At 66.4% G+C, this 16,573-nt stretch carries 11 protein-coding genes; 6 read left to right on the forward strand and 5 right to left on the reverse strand.

All coding sequences use genetic code 11. From position 1 onward, the window contains the following. Position 1 precedes the first annotated feature (1 nt). Entirely contained in the window at positions 2 to 1,147 is a 1,146-nt protein-coding gene (gene opgC / locus FFS23_RS05540; protein ID WP_137897790.1) for an OpgC domain-containing protein, read from the forward strand. Positions 1,148 to 1,557: 410 nt separating this feature from the next. Continuing rightward, positions 1,558 to 4,050: a TonB-dependent receptor domain-containing protein gene (locus FFS23_RS05545; RefSeq protein ID WP_137897791.1), complete on the forward strand. Its 2,493-nt coding sequence runs from the start codon at positions 1,558 to 1,560 to the stop codon at positions 4,048 to 4,050. Between the two features lie 39 nt (positions 4,051 to 4,089). On the opposite strand, the gene FFS23_RS05550 is transcribed toward FFS23_RS05545, so the two are convergent. Then, positions 4,090 to 4,560, reverse strand: a complete 471-nt coding sequence (locus FFS23_RS05550) for a PilZ domain-containing protein (protein WP_052075860.1) — start codon at positions 4,558 to 4,560, stop codon at positions 4,090 to 4,092. A gap of 541 nt (positions 4,561 to 5,101) precedes the next feature. On the opposite strand from FFS23_RS05550, the gene FFS23_RS05555 reads away from it, so the two are divergent. From FFS23_RS05555 to FFS23_RS05565, 3 genes are all read left to right on the forward strand, one after another. Beyond that, positions 5,102 to 7,066, forward strand: coding sequence for an oligosaccharide flippase family protein (locus FFS23_RS05555; protein ID WP_171009374.1), 1,965 nt, complete (start codon positions 5,102 to 5,104; stop codon positions 7,064 to 7,066). Positions 7,067 to 7,783: 717 nt separating this feature from the next. Further along, positions 7,784 to 8,764, forward strand: a complete 981-nt coding sequence (locus FFS23_RS05560) for an acyltransferase family protein (protein WP_171009375.1) — start codon at positions 7,784 to 7,786, stop codon at positions 8,762 to 8,764. Positions 8,765 to 8,875: 111 nt separating this feature from the next. Next, positions 8,876 to 10,177 carry a UDP-glucose dehydrogenase family protein gene (locus FFS23_RS05565; RefSeq protein WP_137897794.1) on the forward strand — a complete coding sequence of 434 codons (1,302 nt, stop codon included), beginning with the start codon at positions 8,876 to 8,878 and terminating at the stop codon, positions 10,175 to 10,177. A gap of 41 nt (positions 10,178 to 10,218) precedes the next feature. Here the strand turns inward: FFS23_RS05565 and FFS23_RS05570 are convergent, their stop codons facing one another. The 4 genes from FFS23_RS05570 to FFS23_RS05585 form a co-directional block, all read right to left on the reverse strand. Then, complete coding sequence (locus FFS23_RS05570) at positions 10,219 to 11,283, reverse strand: glycosyltransferase family 2 protein (protein ID WP_249340536.1); 1,065 nt, start codon at positions 11,281 to 11,283, stop codon at positions 10,219 to 10,221. A gap of 249 nt (positions 11,284 to 11,532) precedes the next feature. Beyond that, positions 11,533 to 12,507, reverse strand: coding sequence for a UDP-glucuronic acid decarboxylase family protein (locus tag FFS23_RS05575; protein WP_137897795.1), 975 nt, complete (start codon positions 12,505 to 12,507; stop codon positions 11,533 to 11,535). 36 nt (positions 12,508 to 12,543) lie between these two features. Next, positions 12,544 to 13,542, reverse strand: a complete 999-nt coding sequence (gene galE / locus FFS23_RS05580; RefSeq protein WP_137897796.1) for a UDP-glucose 4-epimerase GalE — start codon at positions 13,540 to 13,542, stop codon at positions 12,544 to 12,546. Positions 13,543 to 13,685: 143 nt separating this feature from the next. Further along, entirely contained in the window at positions 13,686 to 15,095 is a 1,410-nt protein-coding gene (locus FFS23_RS05585; RefSeq protein ID WP_137897797.1) for a hypothetical protein, read from the reverse strand. Between the two features lie 309 nt (positions 15,096 to 15,404). Here FFS23_RS05585 and FFS23_RS05590 point away from each other — a divergent pair, with 309 nt between their 5' ends. Continuing rightward, positions 15,405 to 16,433 carry a glycosyltransferase family 8 protein gene (locus FFS23_RS05590; protein WP_137897798.1) on the forward strand — a complete coding sequence of 343 codons (1,029 nt, stop codon included), beginning with the start codon at positions 15,405 to 15,407 and terminating at the stop codon, positions 16,431 to 16,433. Positions 16,434 to 16,573: the final 140 nt, after the last annotated feature.

Genomic DNA, 16,573 nt, shown 5'->3' on the forward strand with positions numbered 1-16,573 from the left:
TATGCAGGCGAACGGCGTCCCGCGCGAAACGCGTATTGATATCGTACGCGGCGCGGCGATGCTGATCATCGCCATCAACCACATCACCGTCGCTTTCCGGATCTACGGCCTCAAGGGATTTGGCATTCCGACGCCGACCGCGCTCGGATATTCGTCGTCGGCGTCGATCTTCGTGATCATGTCCGGCTATATGGTTGGGATGGTGTATCAGCGGAAGCCGCGGCCGGCGCATGCGGTCCTGGCGCGTGCCCGCACCCTCTACATCGACAATCTGCTGCTGCTCGTCGGGGTCGCCCCCGTCCTGCTGCTCATGCAGCGGTGGGAGGCGGTCGCCTGGGACGCCGGTTTCCTGTTCGACGCCCCCCTCTCGGGGCTGCTGATGTTCGTCGCCCTGCTCAGGGCGCCGGCGCTGCTCGACGTGCTGCAGCTCTACGTGATCTTCATGCTGCTCACGCCCGCCGCCTTGTGGCTCCATCGTCGCTCGCCGGCCGCTTTGGCCGCGCTGTCCGTGACGCTGTGGCTGCTCTCGCAACTCGCGACCGCCACCCTTCTCCTCGACCCCAGGCTCGTCGAGTGGAAGTTCAATCCGGCCGCCTGGCAGCTTCTGTTCTTCATACCGTTGATTCTGGGCTCTGCCCGAGCCCATGTCCCCCTGTTCCGGCTGCTCGAGGCGCACAGATGGATCACCGTCGTCGTCGGCGTTGCTGCCGCCGCCTTCGCGGTCGCCAAGCTGCTCCACGTCGAAGAGGCGATCCCCCGCTATTGGCTGCTGACGTCCAAGGGTAATCTGGGCACCTTGCGGCTCGTCCATGCACCGGTCGTGATCCTGTTCTACTGCGGATTGCTGACGCTCAGCCGCCGGCTGCCGGAATGGGCGCCGATGCGCGCCCTCGCCTGCGTCGGCCGGCAGACTTTGTATTGCTATATTGGGAGCGTTTGGCTGACCTATATTCTCGCGTTCGCATGGAGCCGCCTGGGCGGCGGTTACTTGACGTATCTTGCGTCGGTACTGTTTTCGCTGCTGGCCACCTTCGCCATCGCCGTGCTATTCGATGCGCGATCGGGACGGCGGGCCGCACGCATGCGCGAGACCCAATTGCGCGACGGCGACCGGACGATACCGGCGAGGGTGGGAGAGGCGACGTGAGGGGCTATGTGATCGAGACCGCCAGCATGGTCGTCGGCATTCCGGTGCTGATCGCACTGAGCGTGGCCGACATGATCATCACCCTGCTGCGCCGATCGCCCGCGGCCTGAAGCCGGCTACCGGCGGACCGACCAGCCGGACCGCCACGTCCCCGTCGGGGCATTCGAATATCATCGCATAATCGCTGACCGCCGCGCCCCCGTGCGCCGGCGGCCGGCCTTGCGTGACGGCGCCGCGGCGCGCCGGACGCAGAATTTATATTCTTCGATAGCGCTAACGTTCCCAAGACCATCGGCGTCGATGGCGGGCCGATCGCGGTTTCGCGCCTGGCCGATGCCCGATCAGCGTCGCCCGCCCCCTCTATAATTGATGCGGCCGAAGGAGGTTTCGGCGCCGCATGAGGTATTCGAATGAACGTTACGTCCCGTTTGCTGGTCGGTGTGGCTGCGATCGCGTTGATCTCGCAGGGCGCTTCGGCGCAAACCACCGTGCCGGTATCCGATGCCCCGGCATCCGCCACGCCGGCATCCGCTGACGAGACCTTGCCGCCCGACAAGGACATCATCGTCACCGGGACGGCGCGCCCACGGCGCCGGCTGACCACCAGCATCTCGATCAGCGCGGTCGCTGCCACCGACCTCGTCCGGCTCGCGCCGCTGGGCAGTGCCGATCTGCTGCGCAACATTCCCGGTCTGCGGTCGGAATCGTCGGGCGGCGAGACCAATGCCAATATTGCGGTGCGCGGCCTGCCCTCCGCCAGCGGCGGGGCCAAGTTCGTCCAGTTCCAGGAAGACGGCCTGCCGCTGCTCGATTTCGGCGACATCGCCTTCGCCACCGCCGACACCTTCCTGCGTCCCGATTACAACATCCAGCGCGTCGAGGTGCTGCGCGGCGGATCGGCGTCGACCTTCACCAGCAACGCCCCCGGCGCGGTGATCAACTTCATCAGCAAGACCGGCGACGTCGCCGGCGGGTCGATCGGCTTCAGCCGCGGCGTCGACTTCGACCGGACCCGGCTCGATGCCGATTACGGCGCACCGATCGGCCACGACTGGACCTTCCACGTCGGCGGCTTCTACCGCATCGGCAAGGGGCTCAGGAACACGGGCTATACCGCCGAGCGCGGCGGCCAGTTTAAGGCCAATGTCACGCGCAAGTTCGACAACGGCTTCATCCGGCTGAGCGTCAAGGTTCTCGACGATCGCTCGCCGCTCTACATGCCGACGCCGGCCCGCATCACCGGCACCGCGGACAAGCCGGTCTACGAGAGCTTCCCCGATTTCGATCTGCGGTCCGGCACGACCCTGTCGCCCTATTTCCGCAGCGACACCGCGATCGGTCATGACGGCAACCGGATCGCCTCCGACCTTGCCGACGGCTATCGCATCAAGACCCGCGGCGGTGGCGCGCAGGTGTCGTTCGACCTGGGCGACGGCTTCAATTTCAGCGACATGTTCAACGTCGCCAGCAATTCGGGCAGCGTCATCACCTCCTTCCCGGCGGATGTGGCGCCGCTAGCAACCTTGGCGGGCAGGATCGGCGAAGCGGGCGCGACGGTGGCCTATGCCAGCGGGCCGAACGCCGGTCGGGCGATCGCCGACCCGACCCGGCTCAACGGCAACGGCCTGGGCCTCTACGCGCTGACCTTCGGCGTGACGCTCAACGATTTCACCAATGCGACCAACATCCTGTCGCTGACCCGCGATTATCATCTCGGCGCCTTCAAGGGCAGCATCGCGCTCGGCTATTTCAAGTCGTTCCAGAAGGTCAGCATGGACTGGCATTGGAACAGCTATCTCGAGGAGGCGAAGGGCCATCGCGCCGCCTTGCTCGACGTCTACGACAGCGCCGGCCAGCCGGTGACGCAGAACGGGCTGATCGCTTATGGCGAACCCATATTCGGCAATTGCTGCCAGCGTTTCTACGACGTCGACTATAATATCGACGCGCCCTATTTCGGCGCCAATTTCCAGATCGGCGGGCTCAACGTCGGCGGCAGCATCCGCTACAACATTTCGTCGGCCAACGGCTTCTATGCTGGCCCCAGCCGCCCGGGCATGATCGACGTCAACCAGGACGGGCGTATCCAGACGCCCGAACGGCGCGTTCCCGTCGTCGACCTCAACGCGGCGCAGCCCGTCGATTACCGCAAATCCTACCTCACCTATTCGGTCGGCGTGAATTACGAGATCGTCCATGATGTCGCGGTGTTCGGGCGGGTGAGCCGCGGCGCGCGCTTCAACGCCGACCATCTGCTGTTCGGGGGCGGCGTCCGCGCGGACGGCAGCATCGCCGACGAGGTCGCGGTCAATTTCGTCGACCAGCAGGATCTCGGCATCAAGCTCCGCTCCGGTCCGCTCTTCGCCAACCTCACCGCCTTCCGCGCGCTCACCGCGGAGACCAACGAGATCGCCGTCCCGGTGCAGATGCTCGTCAAGAACCATTACCGGTCCTACGGCGTCGAATTCGAAGGCGGGTTCGATCGCGGCATCTTCCACCTGCTCGGCGGGGCGACCTATACCCATGCCCGCATTTCTGAGAGCGAGGTCGATCCGACGCTCGACGGGCACATCCCCTATCGCCAGGCCGCGATCGTCTTCCAGGCGACGCCGTCGATCGATACCGGCCGCTTCGTCGTCGGCCTGAACGTCACCGGCACGACGTCATCCTATGCGGGTGACTCCAATACGCTGAAGATGCCGGGTTACGTGCTGACCAACGGCTTCGCGTCGGTCGACGTGACGCCGACGATCCGGCTGGGGCTGAACGCCCAGAATCTGTTCAACGTGACCGCGGTTACCGAGGTCGGCCGTCCCCGGGACTATATTCCGGCGGATGGCATCGCCAGCGCGCGGACCTTCGCCGGGCGCAACGTGACCGCATCGGCCGTGCTGCGCTTCTGACGGTGCGGGGGCGGGCGGGTCATCCCCCGCCCTCGACGCTCAGGTCAGCGCGAAATACAGGCCGGCTGCGACCGCCCAGCCAGCGGCGGCCGCGACCGTCGCGATCGCCAGCTTGGTGCGGCCCGAATAGGGTTCGACATAAGGTTCGGGAACGTGGTCGAGCAACGACGGGCCCGCCGCGGTCGGGAAGGCGATCGGCGCGACCGGGCCGGCGGTGAGCGCGCGGGTCAGCATCTCCTGCGTGATCGGCGTGACGAACTCGCAGCCATAGACGTCGCCGTCCTGGCGCGTCACCCGCGCCTGATGCACGCCGATGCCGGCGAAGCCGATCGACGCCTCGCTGCCTAGCGCCATCGCCGGGCCGCCCGACAGGCGAAAGCCGGTCAGCGACAGATCGTCGATCATCACGTCGTGGGGACGCGTCACCTGGTCGCGCAGTGTCGCGTTGAGCCCGGCCGGGAACCGTTCCGAGCTGCGGTCGTCACTGATGATCTGAGCAGTTATCGCCATATCGCACCCTAATCTTCTGGATATAGCTCTAAGCCAAAAAAGGTAAAGACAGTGTGAACGATGTTCACCGGCCGTACCAGCTTATTCGCAACCGTTGTGGCAACAGTGATGAACAGAAAGACCGCGACGATAACACTCATGGCCGATCCCGCGCGTCTGGACCCTGCCGGGACTGCGATCGCGCTATTGCAGCGCACGTGTCTTGCCGATCTGTTCTTGGTCAACAGGCGTTAACTATACCAGAGGCGGCGGGTCGGGTGCTGTTGCTCGGCCGTCGTCTGCATTCCTCTCCCGTCGGCCGCGGTGCGGCGCGCACCTGCATCGTGCTTATGGCCCCATATCAGGCCAGCGCCGCGCCGAAAGCAATGGTTCAATGCGGGTGACAGACGATGAAGGAACCGCTAATCAATGCGCTAAGCGGCTGCGGCGCGGCTTGCGGTCCAGGATCACGTCGGTCCCGGTCCGTCGATGTCATCATCGGAGCAGAGAGTATTGGCGTTCGTTGCGGCCGTGCGCCCCGTCCCCGGGACACCCCTTTCTCTTGCGGCGCGGTCCTGACGTGGCGCTAGGATCGGCGGGCGTCCCCGCCCCGGCCGCCGCCACCCGCACCACCGCCGTCGCGGCGACCGCCTCGCATCGCACCGCGCTCGCCTCGATCCTCGCGGTCGGCGGGCGATTGCTGTCGCGGCTGATCGATCTCGTCGCGCTGATCGTGCTGGCGCGGCTGTTGCAGCCCGCCGACTTCGGCCTGATCAGCATCGCGATGAGCCTGATCTTCATCGTCGAGGCGGTGATGGAACTGCCGGTGTCGCAGGTGCTGCTCGTCGAACGCGACATCACCCGGACGATGATGGACACCGCCTTCACGCTCAGCGTGCTGCGCGGCGTCGTCCTGGCGATCCTGATCGGCGCGGCGGCCTGGCCCTTCGCGATGGTCTATGGCGACGCACGATTGCTGCCGCTGATCGCCGCGCTGGCGCTGGCGCCGGCGTTCCGCGGCATCAGCAACCCGCGGCTGGCGCTGTACAATCGCGATCTCGACTTCCGCCGGACCGTCGCCACCGAATTGCTCGGCAAGGTCGTCTCGCTGTGCGTGTCGATCGGCGTCGCGGTGGCGACGGGCAGCTATTGGGCGCTGGCGCTCGGCACCATCCTGTCGCCGGTGACGGCGTCGCTGATGTCGTTCGTCCTTGCCCCCTATCGTCCCACTTTCTCGCTCAAGGACTGGCGGCTGTTCCGCAATTTCCTGAGCTGGCTGAGCGGCGCGCAATTGTTCTCCGCCTTCGCCTGGCAGATGGACCGGCTGGTGCTCGGCCGGCTCGCGCCGACCGCGACGGTCGGCCGCTTCACCATGGCGGACAGTCTGGCGTCGATCCCCGGCCAGGTGCTGCTGACGCCGATCCTCGGGCCGCTGTCGGCGGGGCTGGTCGCGGTGCGCGACGATCCCGAGCGGCTGCGCCAGGCCTATCTCAAGACCTTCGCGGCGGTCGCACTGCTCGGCTTTCCGATCCTCGCCGGCACCGCCCTGCTCGCCCATCCCGTCGTCAGCCTCGCGCTCGGCGCGAAATGGGACATGGTCGCGCCGATCCTGCAATGGCTGGCGCTCGCCGGCATTCCCGGCCTGTTGTGGACGCCGCTCAACGCGCTGGCGCTGGCGCTGCGCCGCTCGACGCTGATCTTCAACCGCCAACTCACCGACTTCCTCGTCAAGGTGCCGTTGGTCATTGCCGGCGCCTGGTTCTTCCTGATCCCGGGGATCGCGGCCGCGCGGGCGGCCGCCGCGCTGGTGCTGGCCGGGATGGCGGTGCGCGCCGCGCGCGACGCCATCGACCTGCCGGTCTGGGCGCAGCTCAAGGCGATCCTGCGCCCGATCCTCGGTTGCCTGGTGATGGGGGCGGTCGTCTTCCCGGTGGCGCAGCTGCTCCCGACCGATCTGTCGCGGCCGTGGCTGACGGTGGCGCTCGCCGCGCTCGCCGCGCTCGGCGCACTGGCGTTCGGCGCGACGGTGCTGCTGCTCTGGCAGGTCGCCGGCCGGCCGCAGGGCGGTGAATCGATGGTGCTCGGCATCGCCGCCAAGCTGCGCCGTCGGCGTGGCGGTGCCGCGGCGGGCGACGGCGCCATGGTGTCGCCCGCGCAGGAGGCGGCGCATGCCGATGCGCGCGACCAGATCTTCGCGCTCGCCACCGCCTCGACCAAGGTGAACGCTGAACCCGCCGCGGCGAGCGTCTATCGCATCCTCGATATCCTGATGCAGGCCAACCTCGTCCAGCCGACCGACAATCGGGCGATAGAAGGCGAGCAATATCAGCCGCGTATCACCCTGGTCTGCCAGAGGTGCGGGCAATCCACGCCGATCAGGGGCCATACCGCGGCGAATATCATCAGCGTTGCCGCCGGCGCCGCAGGGTTTCGCATGACTGCCAAGACGATCGAGGTCGACGGACATTGTGTACGCTGCCCGACCCCGTCGCGCCAAGTCGCCCGACCCTATCCGAAACGGCCATGATCCCTCGAAATGCCGCAGTGCCGTACATGAGCATTAATCCCGGATCGGGTCCGCCCGTATCTGGTCACCGCGAATATTGATCGTGCATTGCTCAAGGCGCGGATCGCGATCGCGCTATAATGGTCTCGACCGGTTCATGCTGTTTGAATGGCGGGACCACCTTCGTGTGCGCCGCGCGTTTATTTTGCATTTACCAAAACTGGCCTGGTCAAGTGTCGCTATTGGCCGCTATCGGGTCGAATGCTTTCCCATTGTTGAACACGGTGCGAGGCGATTTGGCGTTGCATATCGCAGCGCATCATTGTTAGATGCGGCAACGCGTTCACGAGGGAGCCTTTGATTAATCGTGAGCATGTCGGTTCCTACCCTCATCATAATCGCGGCGCTGGTCGGATTAAGTCTGATCGTGGTTTTGCTGAACCGACGGTCGAGGCGCAGAAGGCGGCGCGCGTATCGCAATTATTACAAGGACTGACGCTGCCCGGTAAAATTACCGGGGCGATCCCAGTCGCTTAGCCGTTTATCGCGCCACCTTTCGCAAAAGCTTGCCGGTCCGTCGCCGGGTTATGCTAACCTTTGCCGCCAACCTGTTGGCAGTGCTTGGCATCTCCCCGTCCAGATCGTGCCGACGCCGTGTCGGGCCGGTCCGGCCGCCGGTCGATGCGAGGCTTGAGCGGAAAGGGATCGGCCATCGCGACGGCAATCGACGCTTCCCCGGTGACGCCGCCAGACGGCACGATCCGCCTCGCCGGCATCGACCTGATGCGGCTGGTCGCCTTCGTCGCGGTGGTGCTGATCCATGCGGTGTCCAACGGCGCCCAGGACGCGCCGGTCGCGGCCGACGTGATCGCATTGCTGTCGCGCTTCGCAGTGCCCTTCTTCTTCGTCGCCTTCGGCTATTTCATGCCGCAACGCTCGCCCGAGCGGACCGCATTGCGCCTGCTCGTCAGGCTCGCGCCGCCTTTCTTGATCTGGGCGCTGGTCTACATCCTCTATTTCCAGGACTCGCTCGCCGAATTGCGCTCGCCGGCGATGATCGTGCGGCTGCTGATCACCGGTCTCGACGGCCAGCATCTCTGGTTCCTGCCCGCGCTGGGCGTCGCCGGCGTGCTGTTTGCCGTCGTGCGCAGCCGGCTCGGCTGGGGCGCGGTGCTCGCGCTGGCGCTCGTCTTCTATGCGCTGGCGTTCGCCTTCGGGCCGTTGCGCCTGCTGCTCCATTTGCCGAAGCCGCCGTTCAACACGCGCAACGGCCCCTTCTTCGGCCTGCTGTTCGTCACCGCGGGTGCGTGGCTGCGCGATCGCGGCCGTCATATTCCGCTACGCCTTGCGCTGGCAGTGTTCGCCGTCGCCGCGCTGCTGCAACTCTCCGAGGTCGCGGCGCTGGTCGCGGTCGGCACCATCCCCTTCCCGCGTTTCACCGACGACACGCTGATGACGATCCCTTATGGCATCGCCGCCTTCCTCGTCGCGCTGGCGATCCCGTCGACCTTGCGCCTGTCGCCGCTGTTCGCGCGGCTTGCGCGGCTCAGCCTCGGCCTCTATGTCGTGCACCTGTTGTTCCTCGACCTCGCGGCGCGCCTGCTGGGTCAGGCGACGCTCGCCGCCTGCCTCGGCAACGCGCTGCTCGCGGTGCTGGCATCGGCGCTGTGTGTCTTGATTCTCGACCAAATCCCGCCGATGCGTCGCCTGATCCGCTGATCCCTGCCCAAAATAGGACAGCAATCGCGCGTTCTCTAAGCTTTCCCCTTTTGTTAGAGGTCGTTGCACGCCGCATCGTTGCTGCGGCGGTCCCCCAGACGATGAGGCTCTATGCGTATTACTATGATCGGTTCGGGCTATGTCGGCCTCGTCTCGGGTGCCTGCCTGTCCAACTTCGGTCATGATGTGATCTGCGTCGACAAGGCGGCCGACAAGATCGCCGCGCTCGAGGCGGGGCGGATGCCGATCTTCGAGCCCGGACTGGACGCGCTGGTCGCCGCCAACGTTGCGGCCGGCCGGCTGCGCTTCACCACCGATCTTGCCGCGGCGGTGGCGGGCGCCGATGCGATCTTCATCGCGGTCGGCACGCCGGCGCGACACGGCGACGGCCATGCCGACCTCAGCTACGTCTTCGCCGCGACCGAGGAGATCGCCGCGGCGGTGACCGGGCCGACCGTCGTCGTCACCAAATCGACCGTGCCGGTCGGCACCGGCGACAAGGTCGAGGCGATCCTGCGCGAGAAGCGCCCCGACGTCGCGGTGGCGGTCGTCTCCAACCCCGAATTCCTGCGCGAAGGCGCCGCGATCGGCGATTTCACCCGCCCCGACCGGATCGTCATCGGCACCGACGACGAGGTCGCGCGCAAGGTGATGCGCGAGGTCTACCGCCCGCTCTACCTCAACGAGAGCCCGATCCTGTTCACCGGCCGGCGCACGTCCGAACTGATCAAATATGCGGCGAATGCCTTCCTCGCGACCAAGATCACCTTCATCAACGAGATCGCCAATCTGTGCGAGGCGGTCGGCGCCGACGTCCAGGACGTCAGCCGCGGCATCGGCCTCGACAACCGCATCGGCAAGAAGTTCCTGCACGCCGGCCCCGGCTATGGCGGCTCGTGCTTCCCCAAGGACACGCTCGCGCTGCTCAAGACCGCCGAGGACCACGACAGCCCGATCCAGATCGTCGAGGCGGTGGTCAAGGTCAACGACAGCCGCAAGCGCGCGATGGGCCGCAAGGTGATCGCGATGCTCGGCGATGCGCCGCGCGGCAAGACGGTCGCGCTGCTCGGCCTGACCTTCAAGCCCAATACCGACGACATGCGCGATGCGCCGTCGATCGCGATCGTCCAGGCGCTGCACGATGCCGGCGTGACGGTACGCGCCTATGATCCAGAAGGCATGGCCGCGGCACGCGCGACGCTGCCCGACATCACCTATTGCAGCGACGCCTATGACGCCGCGACGGGCAGCGACGCGGTGGTGATCGTCACCGAATGGGATGCGTTCCGCGCGCTCGACTTCGAGCGGCTGAAGCGGACGATGGCGGCCCCGGTGCTGGTCGACCTGCGCAACGTCTACCGCCCCGCCGAGATCGCCGCGCTCGGCTTCGCCTATACCTCGATCGGGCGGTGAGCCGCTGGCGCCGGTCCGGGCGGACCGGACCGGCGCCGCCCCTATTCGAACTTGCGGGTCAGCGATAGCATCGAGCGCCAGAATAGCGAGCGGTTGGTCTGGGTGCGCGCCTTGCGCACCTGGCGTTCGACCAGCCGGCGCGGCGCATAGCCGAGGAACGCCAGCCAGCCGAACCGCGCGACGCTGCCCGGCCAGCCGAACGGGTGGAGCTCGACCAGCCAGTGGACGGCGTCGGTCATCACCGTCTGGCGGCTGTCGGGCGGGCGCTTGTCCGGATCGGCGAAGCGCAGCGCCTGCATGCGATATTCGAGCGCCTGGAACGAGCGCAGCAGCGGCTGGCGCACCGCGACGCCCTGCGTCTGCGCCGCGCTGACGAAGGCGCGTTCGAGCACCCGGTCGAACGCGAGCCAGCGCAGCGCGGTATCGGCGCTCCACGTCTTCTGCGAACTCGCCCAGGCGTTCTGGCCGTGGACGCGATAGCCGCCAAGCACTTCGCGCAGCGAGCGCACTGGCCCGTAGAGCGGCGCGAGCTTGCTAAGATAGCCGTCCGGCGACCGATAGACCGTCTTGGCATCGATCGGCATCACCCGGTCGAGGAAGCCGCGGACGAAGACGTTGCCGGTCGACACCGTCCAGGGATACCAGCCCGAGCGCGCCGCGCCGCGCAACACGTCGTCGGCGGAGAAATTGGGCGGGAAATGCGGGAACGGCATGTTCTGGTCGGCGCCGGTGCGGTCCAGCGTCGCCAGCCGGAACTGCACCTTGGAATCGCCTGGCTGGAGCATCGCCAGCGCGCGGCGCAGGCAGTCGGGATGGATCAGGTCGTCGGCGTCGAGGAACAGCACCACGTCGCCCGACGAGGCGGCGTAGCCGGCATTGACCGCCTCGACATGGCCGCCCTGCGCCTTCATCACCGCCCGGATGCGGTCGCCATAGCCGGCGATGATTGCGGCCGAATGATCGGTGGAGCCGTCATCGACCACGACCACTTCGACATCGGCATGATCCTGCGCCAGCGCGCTGTCGATCGCGGTGGCGAGGAATTCGCCGTAATTGTGGTTGATGACGACGATGCTGGCCCGGATCGACGGCATCCCCTCAGTCATGTCGGCGATCCCGTTCCTGACGGATATGTAGTCCCGCGTCATGCGGCCGGCACAATACATACTGGTCTATCGTGCGCACGCCCGTTTTGGTCCTAACCGTTTAGCTCGCTGGATCGCGGCAACTTGCTTGTTATGGTAATGCTATGATTACCAACACCTTCAAGTCGCCTGGCTAAGCGATGATCCATGGCATGGCCGGCGCGGGATTTGCAAGCGTCACGCCGCCACGGCGACGGTGATTTCGTCCTATCATGGATCGGCCCGCTGGTGCTGGGCGTAACCGGCGAGCTGAGCGTCGAAATAGGCGATCGTCTTCTCGAGACCCTCGCGCAACTGGATCTTGGGTTCCCAGTCGAGCTTCTCGCGCGCGAGGCTGATGTCGGGGCGGCGCTGGCGCGGATCGTCGGCGGGCAGCGGCATGTGGACGATCCTGGAGCGCGAGCCGGTCAGCTCGATCACCAGCGTCGCCAGCTCCAGCATCGTGAACTCGACCGGATTGCCGATGTTGATCGGGCCGGTGACGTCGTTCGGCGTGTCCATCAGCGTGACGAACCCGGCGAGCAGGTCGCTGACATAGCAGAACGACCGGGTCTGCTCGCCCGAGCCGAAGATAGTGATGTCCTGCCCGCGCAGCGCCTGGACGATGAAGCTCGACACGACGCGCCCGTCATTGGGGTGCATGCGCGGCCCGTAGGTGTTGAAGATCCGCGCGACCTTGATCGTCAGGCCGTGCTGGCGGCGATAGTCGAAGAACAAGGTCTCGGCGCAGCGCTTGCCCTCGTCGTAGCAGGAGCGGATGCCGATCGGGTTGACGTTGCCCCAATAATCCTCGGTCTGCGGGTGGACGCTGGGGTCGCCATAGACTTCCGAGGTCGAGGCCTGGAAGATCTTGGCCTTGGTGCGCTTGGCAAGGCCGAGCATGTTGATCGCGCCGACGACGCTGACCTTGGTGGTCTGCACCGGATCGCGCTGATAGTGGATCGGGCTCGCCGGGCAAGCGAGATTGTAGATCTCGTCGACCTCGACGAACAGCGGGAAGCTGACGTCGTGGCGCATCAGCTCGAAGCGCGAATTGTCGCGCAGATGATCGACGTTGCGCTGCGTGCCGGTGAAGAAATTGTCGACGCACAGGACGCGATGGCCGCGGGCGAGCATCATGTCGCACAGATGCGAGCCGAGGAAGCCGGCGCCGCCCGTGATGAGGATGCGTTTCTCAAGATGCATGATCGGTCCCCGAGGAGCGGATGGAGGCGGCCGGCGTCAGGATGACACGGCCTCGCGATGGGTCTTGACGTGCCATTGCCAGGCCGAGGCGATGATGTCGCGCAAGGCCGAATGGCGCGCGGTGAAGCCGAGGTCGTCGCGCGCGACCGCGACGTCGGCGACGAGCTGCGGCGGGTCGCCGGGGCGGCGGTTGCCGGTCGGCGTGGCGAGCGGCCGGCCGGACACCGCGGCGATCGCGGCGAGCACCTCGGCGACAGAATGGCCGACGCCCGAGCCGAGATTGAAGATGCGCCGTCCGCCGGTGCCGGCGAGCAGCCGCTGCACCGCCAGCACGTGCGCGCGGGCGAGGTCGGCGACATGGATATAGTCGCGGATCGCGGTGCCGTCGGGGGTCGGGAAGTCGCTGCCGAACACCTGGAAATCGGGGAGATGGCCGAGCAAATGAAGGATCGCGCGCGGGATGAGATGCGGTTCGTACTCGCGATCCTCGCCCAGCTCGCCGTCGAGGTCGGCGCCGCTCGCGTTGAAATAGCGCAAGGCGACGAAGTCGAGGCCGTAGGCGGCGGCATAATCGGCGAGCATCCCTTCGCCGATGAGCTTGGTCCGGCCATAGGGATTGACCGGTGCCGGCAGCGTGTCCTCGGAGATCGGCAGCGTCGTCGGGTCGCCATAGACCGCGCAGGTGCTCGAGAAGACGATCCGGGCGCATCCTGCCGTGCGCATGCCGGCGAGCAGGCCGATCATGCCGCCGACGTTATTGTCGTAATAGCGCGCGGGGTCGGCGACGGATTCACCGACATAGGCGTCCGCGGCAAAATGGATCACGCCCTCGGCGTCGTGATCGGCGATCGCGCGGGCGACCGCAGCGGCATCGCGGACGTCGCCCTCGACCAACGGTCCCCAGCGCACGCGCGCCGGATCGCCCAGGCTGAGATTGTCGTAGGTGACGGGCAGGAACCCCTCCGCCGCGAGCGCCTTGCAGGTATGGCTACCGATATATCCCGCCCCGCCGGTTACCAGAATGCGCCTGCTCATGCGTTGGATCTTCCTGTGCTACGGCCGTGAGATCAAAGGTGGATTACCCCGGATCAGGACAGGATTAACGATCGGGTGTTGATAACAGGTATGCACACCGGCGCCACCCGGCGCGGTGCCGCCACCCGTATCTCGGCCCGGCCTCAACGCTGCGCCACGGCATTGGCCTGCACGCGCGGCGCCCGCGGCACGCGTCGCCGGCGCGTCGCCACCGGGATCAGCGTCGGCAGCGCGGTGGTGATCGCGAACAGCGTCGCGTTGAACGCGCCGAAATCGACCAGCGTGCCCGCCACCGCGCTGGGGACGAGGCAGACCGCGAGGCTGTAGCGCGCACCGATCACCACCCGGCGGATCTCGTCGCTGGCATTGCGCAGGCCCAGCGTCAGCAGCCGCAGGAAGAACAGCGCCATCAACAGGCCGCCGATGACGCCGGTGCTGCTCAGCACCGCGACCGGCCAGCTCGATGCGCGGGTCGAACCGACGCCGACGCCATAGCCGCCGGTGGCGACCAGGCCTTCGAGGCTGACCAGGTTCCAGCTGCTGCGCTCCGAATAGGAGCTGCTCGACGTCTTCTTGAAGATCAGGCTGTCGACGAGTTCGACCGCGCCGTTGAACATGCTCGGCGTCGCCACCACCAGCGCCGCGACGATCAGTCCCGCGGCACCGATCACGAGCAGCTGGATCAATGCCCGCTTCTCGTCGGCGGGGTGGCGCAATGCCATGACGTTGGCGACGACCGCGAAGACGCCGAGGATGCCCAGTCCCAGGAAAGCGGCGGACGAGGTCGACAGCACGGTGAACGCGATCAGCGCGAGCGCCATCGGCGTCTGGATCTTGGCATAGATGCCGCCCAGCGCCTCGCCGATCCGCGTGAAGTAGATGATGGCACCGAACGACAGCACCAGCGCGCCATAGGCCGAGGCTTCGGTGTTGAAGCCGATGACGCGGCGCATGCCGCCGACGTCGTCGCCATCCATGATGACATAGGTCGCGGTGCGCAGCGGCGCGAGCATGCCCGAACCCGCGGTCGCCATGTCGATCATCCCGGCGATGAGCGCCATCGCGCCACCGACGAAGATCGCCTGATAGACCATGCGCCGCGTGTCGGTCTGCAGCAGCAGCTGGTAGATGGAGATGGTGATCGCGAATGCGGCGAGCAGGTAGAGCGGCTGGGTGATATTGCCCGAGCCGAAGCCCAGCGGGCTGCGCGTGATGTTGTTGAGCCCCATGATCGGCGCACCGTGGAACAGGAATGGCGCGGTATAGGTGACCATCAGCCCGTAGACGATGAAGGCGGTGAGCAGGCCAAGCTTGTTATAGTCGAGCAGCCCGTCGATCAGCAGGTGCGGTTTGCGGCAGGCGATGAACGAGCGGATGCAGAGCAACGCCGAACAGGCGGTGTGCGGCAGGAAGGTGGTGCCCCCGGTCAGGTTGACGGGCAGGATGGCGAGCGAGCCGAAGGCGAGGCTGGCGAAGAACAGATACAGCGTCCAGCGGATACCCGACACCGCCGCGGCGAAGAACAACAGCCAGAAGATTGCTAGAACGACCATTGCAGACCCTTATCGGGGCGCGGGACCATCGCCTGACCGCACCCTTCCCGAAGAAGGCGACGCCGTCGCACGATGGACGCGCACCGTCCGTCGACCTGATAGCAGGCAACAAAACCGTAGCATCGCCTGTCGCCCAAGGCTATCCTCGTGGGCCGAACCCGTGCCAAAACGGGCGCTTACTAATTATTGACCTGCGTCGACCATAGGGGGACATGAACGCGGCGCACCGCGGGATGCCCGTCGTGCCATGCTGGTCGCGACGTGAGGTCGGCTCGGCGCCGGCCCGATGCGCCAGTCAGGAGTGTACCGGTGAACAAGCTAACCCTGGGGACACCCGAGTGTAACAGGCCGGGGATCACCCGGGTCATCACCTTCGTGAGCGACCGCGGCTATGTCGGCCAGGCGATGATCGCCGCCTCGCAGCTCGCCGCGCAACCCGATGTCGTCGCGATCGCCGACATCATCATCTATCTGATCGACATCCCCGACGAGGAACAGGCGGCGATCCAGGCGGCACTCGGCGGGGCGCGGTTCAACTTCCGCTTCCTCGACAGCCGCCGCTTCATCCCCGACAGCGTCGACCGCCTGCCCGACCTGCATTGCCCGAGCTCGACCCTGGGCCGGCTCGCGGTCGAGGCGGAGATCCCGGCGCAATATGAGACGGTCATCTATATCGACGGCGACGTCCAGATCGTCGGTCCGGTCGCGCCGCTGATCGCGCACGACTGCCCGCCGGGCACGTTGCTGGCGGGGGCCGACCGGCTCGACAACGGCGGCCGCTACGCCAATCCGCAATCCTATCTGAAGGGCATCGGCATCGACCGGGTCGCGGATTATTTCAACGCCGGCGTGATGATGGCACAGCGCGAGGCGTGGCGGACGTTCACGACGCAGGCGCTGCGCTTCCTCGCCGAGAACCCCGAACGCTGCAAGCATCACGACCAGAGCGCGCTCAACGCGGTGGTCGGGTCGCAGCGCGAGATGATGCATCCGCGCTACAATTATTCGACCTGGTTCCGGCTCGCCGATCTCGATCGTTCGCTCGGGGCGCGGATCGTCCATTTCACCGGCCCGGTCAAACCGTGGAACACCACCAACGGACCGTGGGACCCGAGCCACCGGCAGGTCTATGTCGATTTCCTCAGGGACTATCCGTATTTCGCCAAATATCTCCGGATCGATTCCAGCCGGAACATCGACCCGAAATATCTCACCACGTCGGTGCGGATGCGGGCGCGGCGGATGGCCAAGGTGGCCAAGGAGGCGGCCGAGCACCGCTGGCAGGCGGTGCTGCTCAAGCGCTTCCTGCACAGGACTTTTTTCACGCCACGCGATTGAGTAGGACGCGCCGACGTGTGCCGCCCCGATCGCCGGGCGGTCGCCGGGGCTGCGGGGAGCGGGCCGGCACTGGATGATAAGGGTGGCATTGCGGCGATTACGGACAAGTCAGGGGGCGGGCCGGAGGCCAGGCCAGAGGG

This window comes from Sphingomonas sp. 2SG (genome assembly GCF_005503285.1).
In the GTDB taxonomy this organism is placed as follows: domain Bacteria; phylum Pseudomonadota; class Alphaproteobacteria; order Sphingomonadales; family Sphingomonadaceae; genus Sphingomonas; species Sphingomonas taxi.

Bases quoted from the DNA above. Each gene is read 5' to 3' on its own strand.
- opgC (WP_137897790.1), top strand. From the start codon at position 2: ATGCAGGCGAACGGCGTCCCGCGCGAAACGCGTATTGATATCGTACGC.
- FFS23_RS05545 (WP_137897791.1), top strand. From the start codon at position 1,558: ATGAACGTTACGTCCCGTTTGCTGGTCGGTGTGGCTGCGATCGCGTTG.
- FFS23_RS05550 (WP_052075860.1), bottom strand. From the start codon at position 4,560: ATGGCGATAACTGCTCAGATCATCAGTGACGACCGCAGCTCGGAACGG.
- FFS23_RS05565 (WP_137897794.1), top strand. From the start codon at position 8,876: ATGCGTATTACTATGATCGGTTCGGGCTATGTCGGCCTCGTCTCGGGT.
- FFS23_RS05570 (WP_249340536.1), bottom strand. From the start codon at position 11,283: ATGACTGAGGGGATGCCGTCGATCCGGGCCAGCATCGTCGTCATCAAC.
- FFS23_RS05575 (WP_137897795.1), bottom strand. From the start codon at position 12,507: ATGCATCTTGAGAAACGCATCCTCATCACGGGCGGCGCCGGCTTCCTC.
- galE (WP_137897796.1), bottom strand. From the start codon at position 13,542: ATGAGCAGGCGCATTCTGGTAACCGGCGGGGCGGGATATATCGGTAGC.
- FFS23_RS05585 (WP_137897797.1), bottom strand. From the start codon at position 15,095: ATGGTCGTTCTAGCAATCTTCTGGCTGTTGTTCTTCGCCGCGGCGGTG.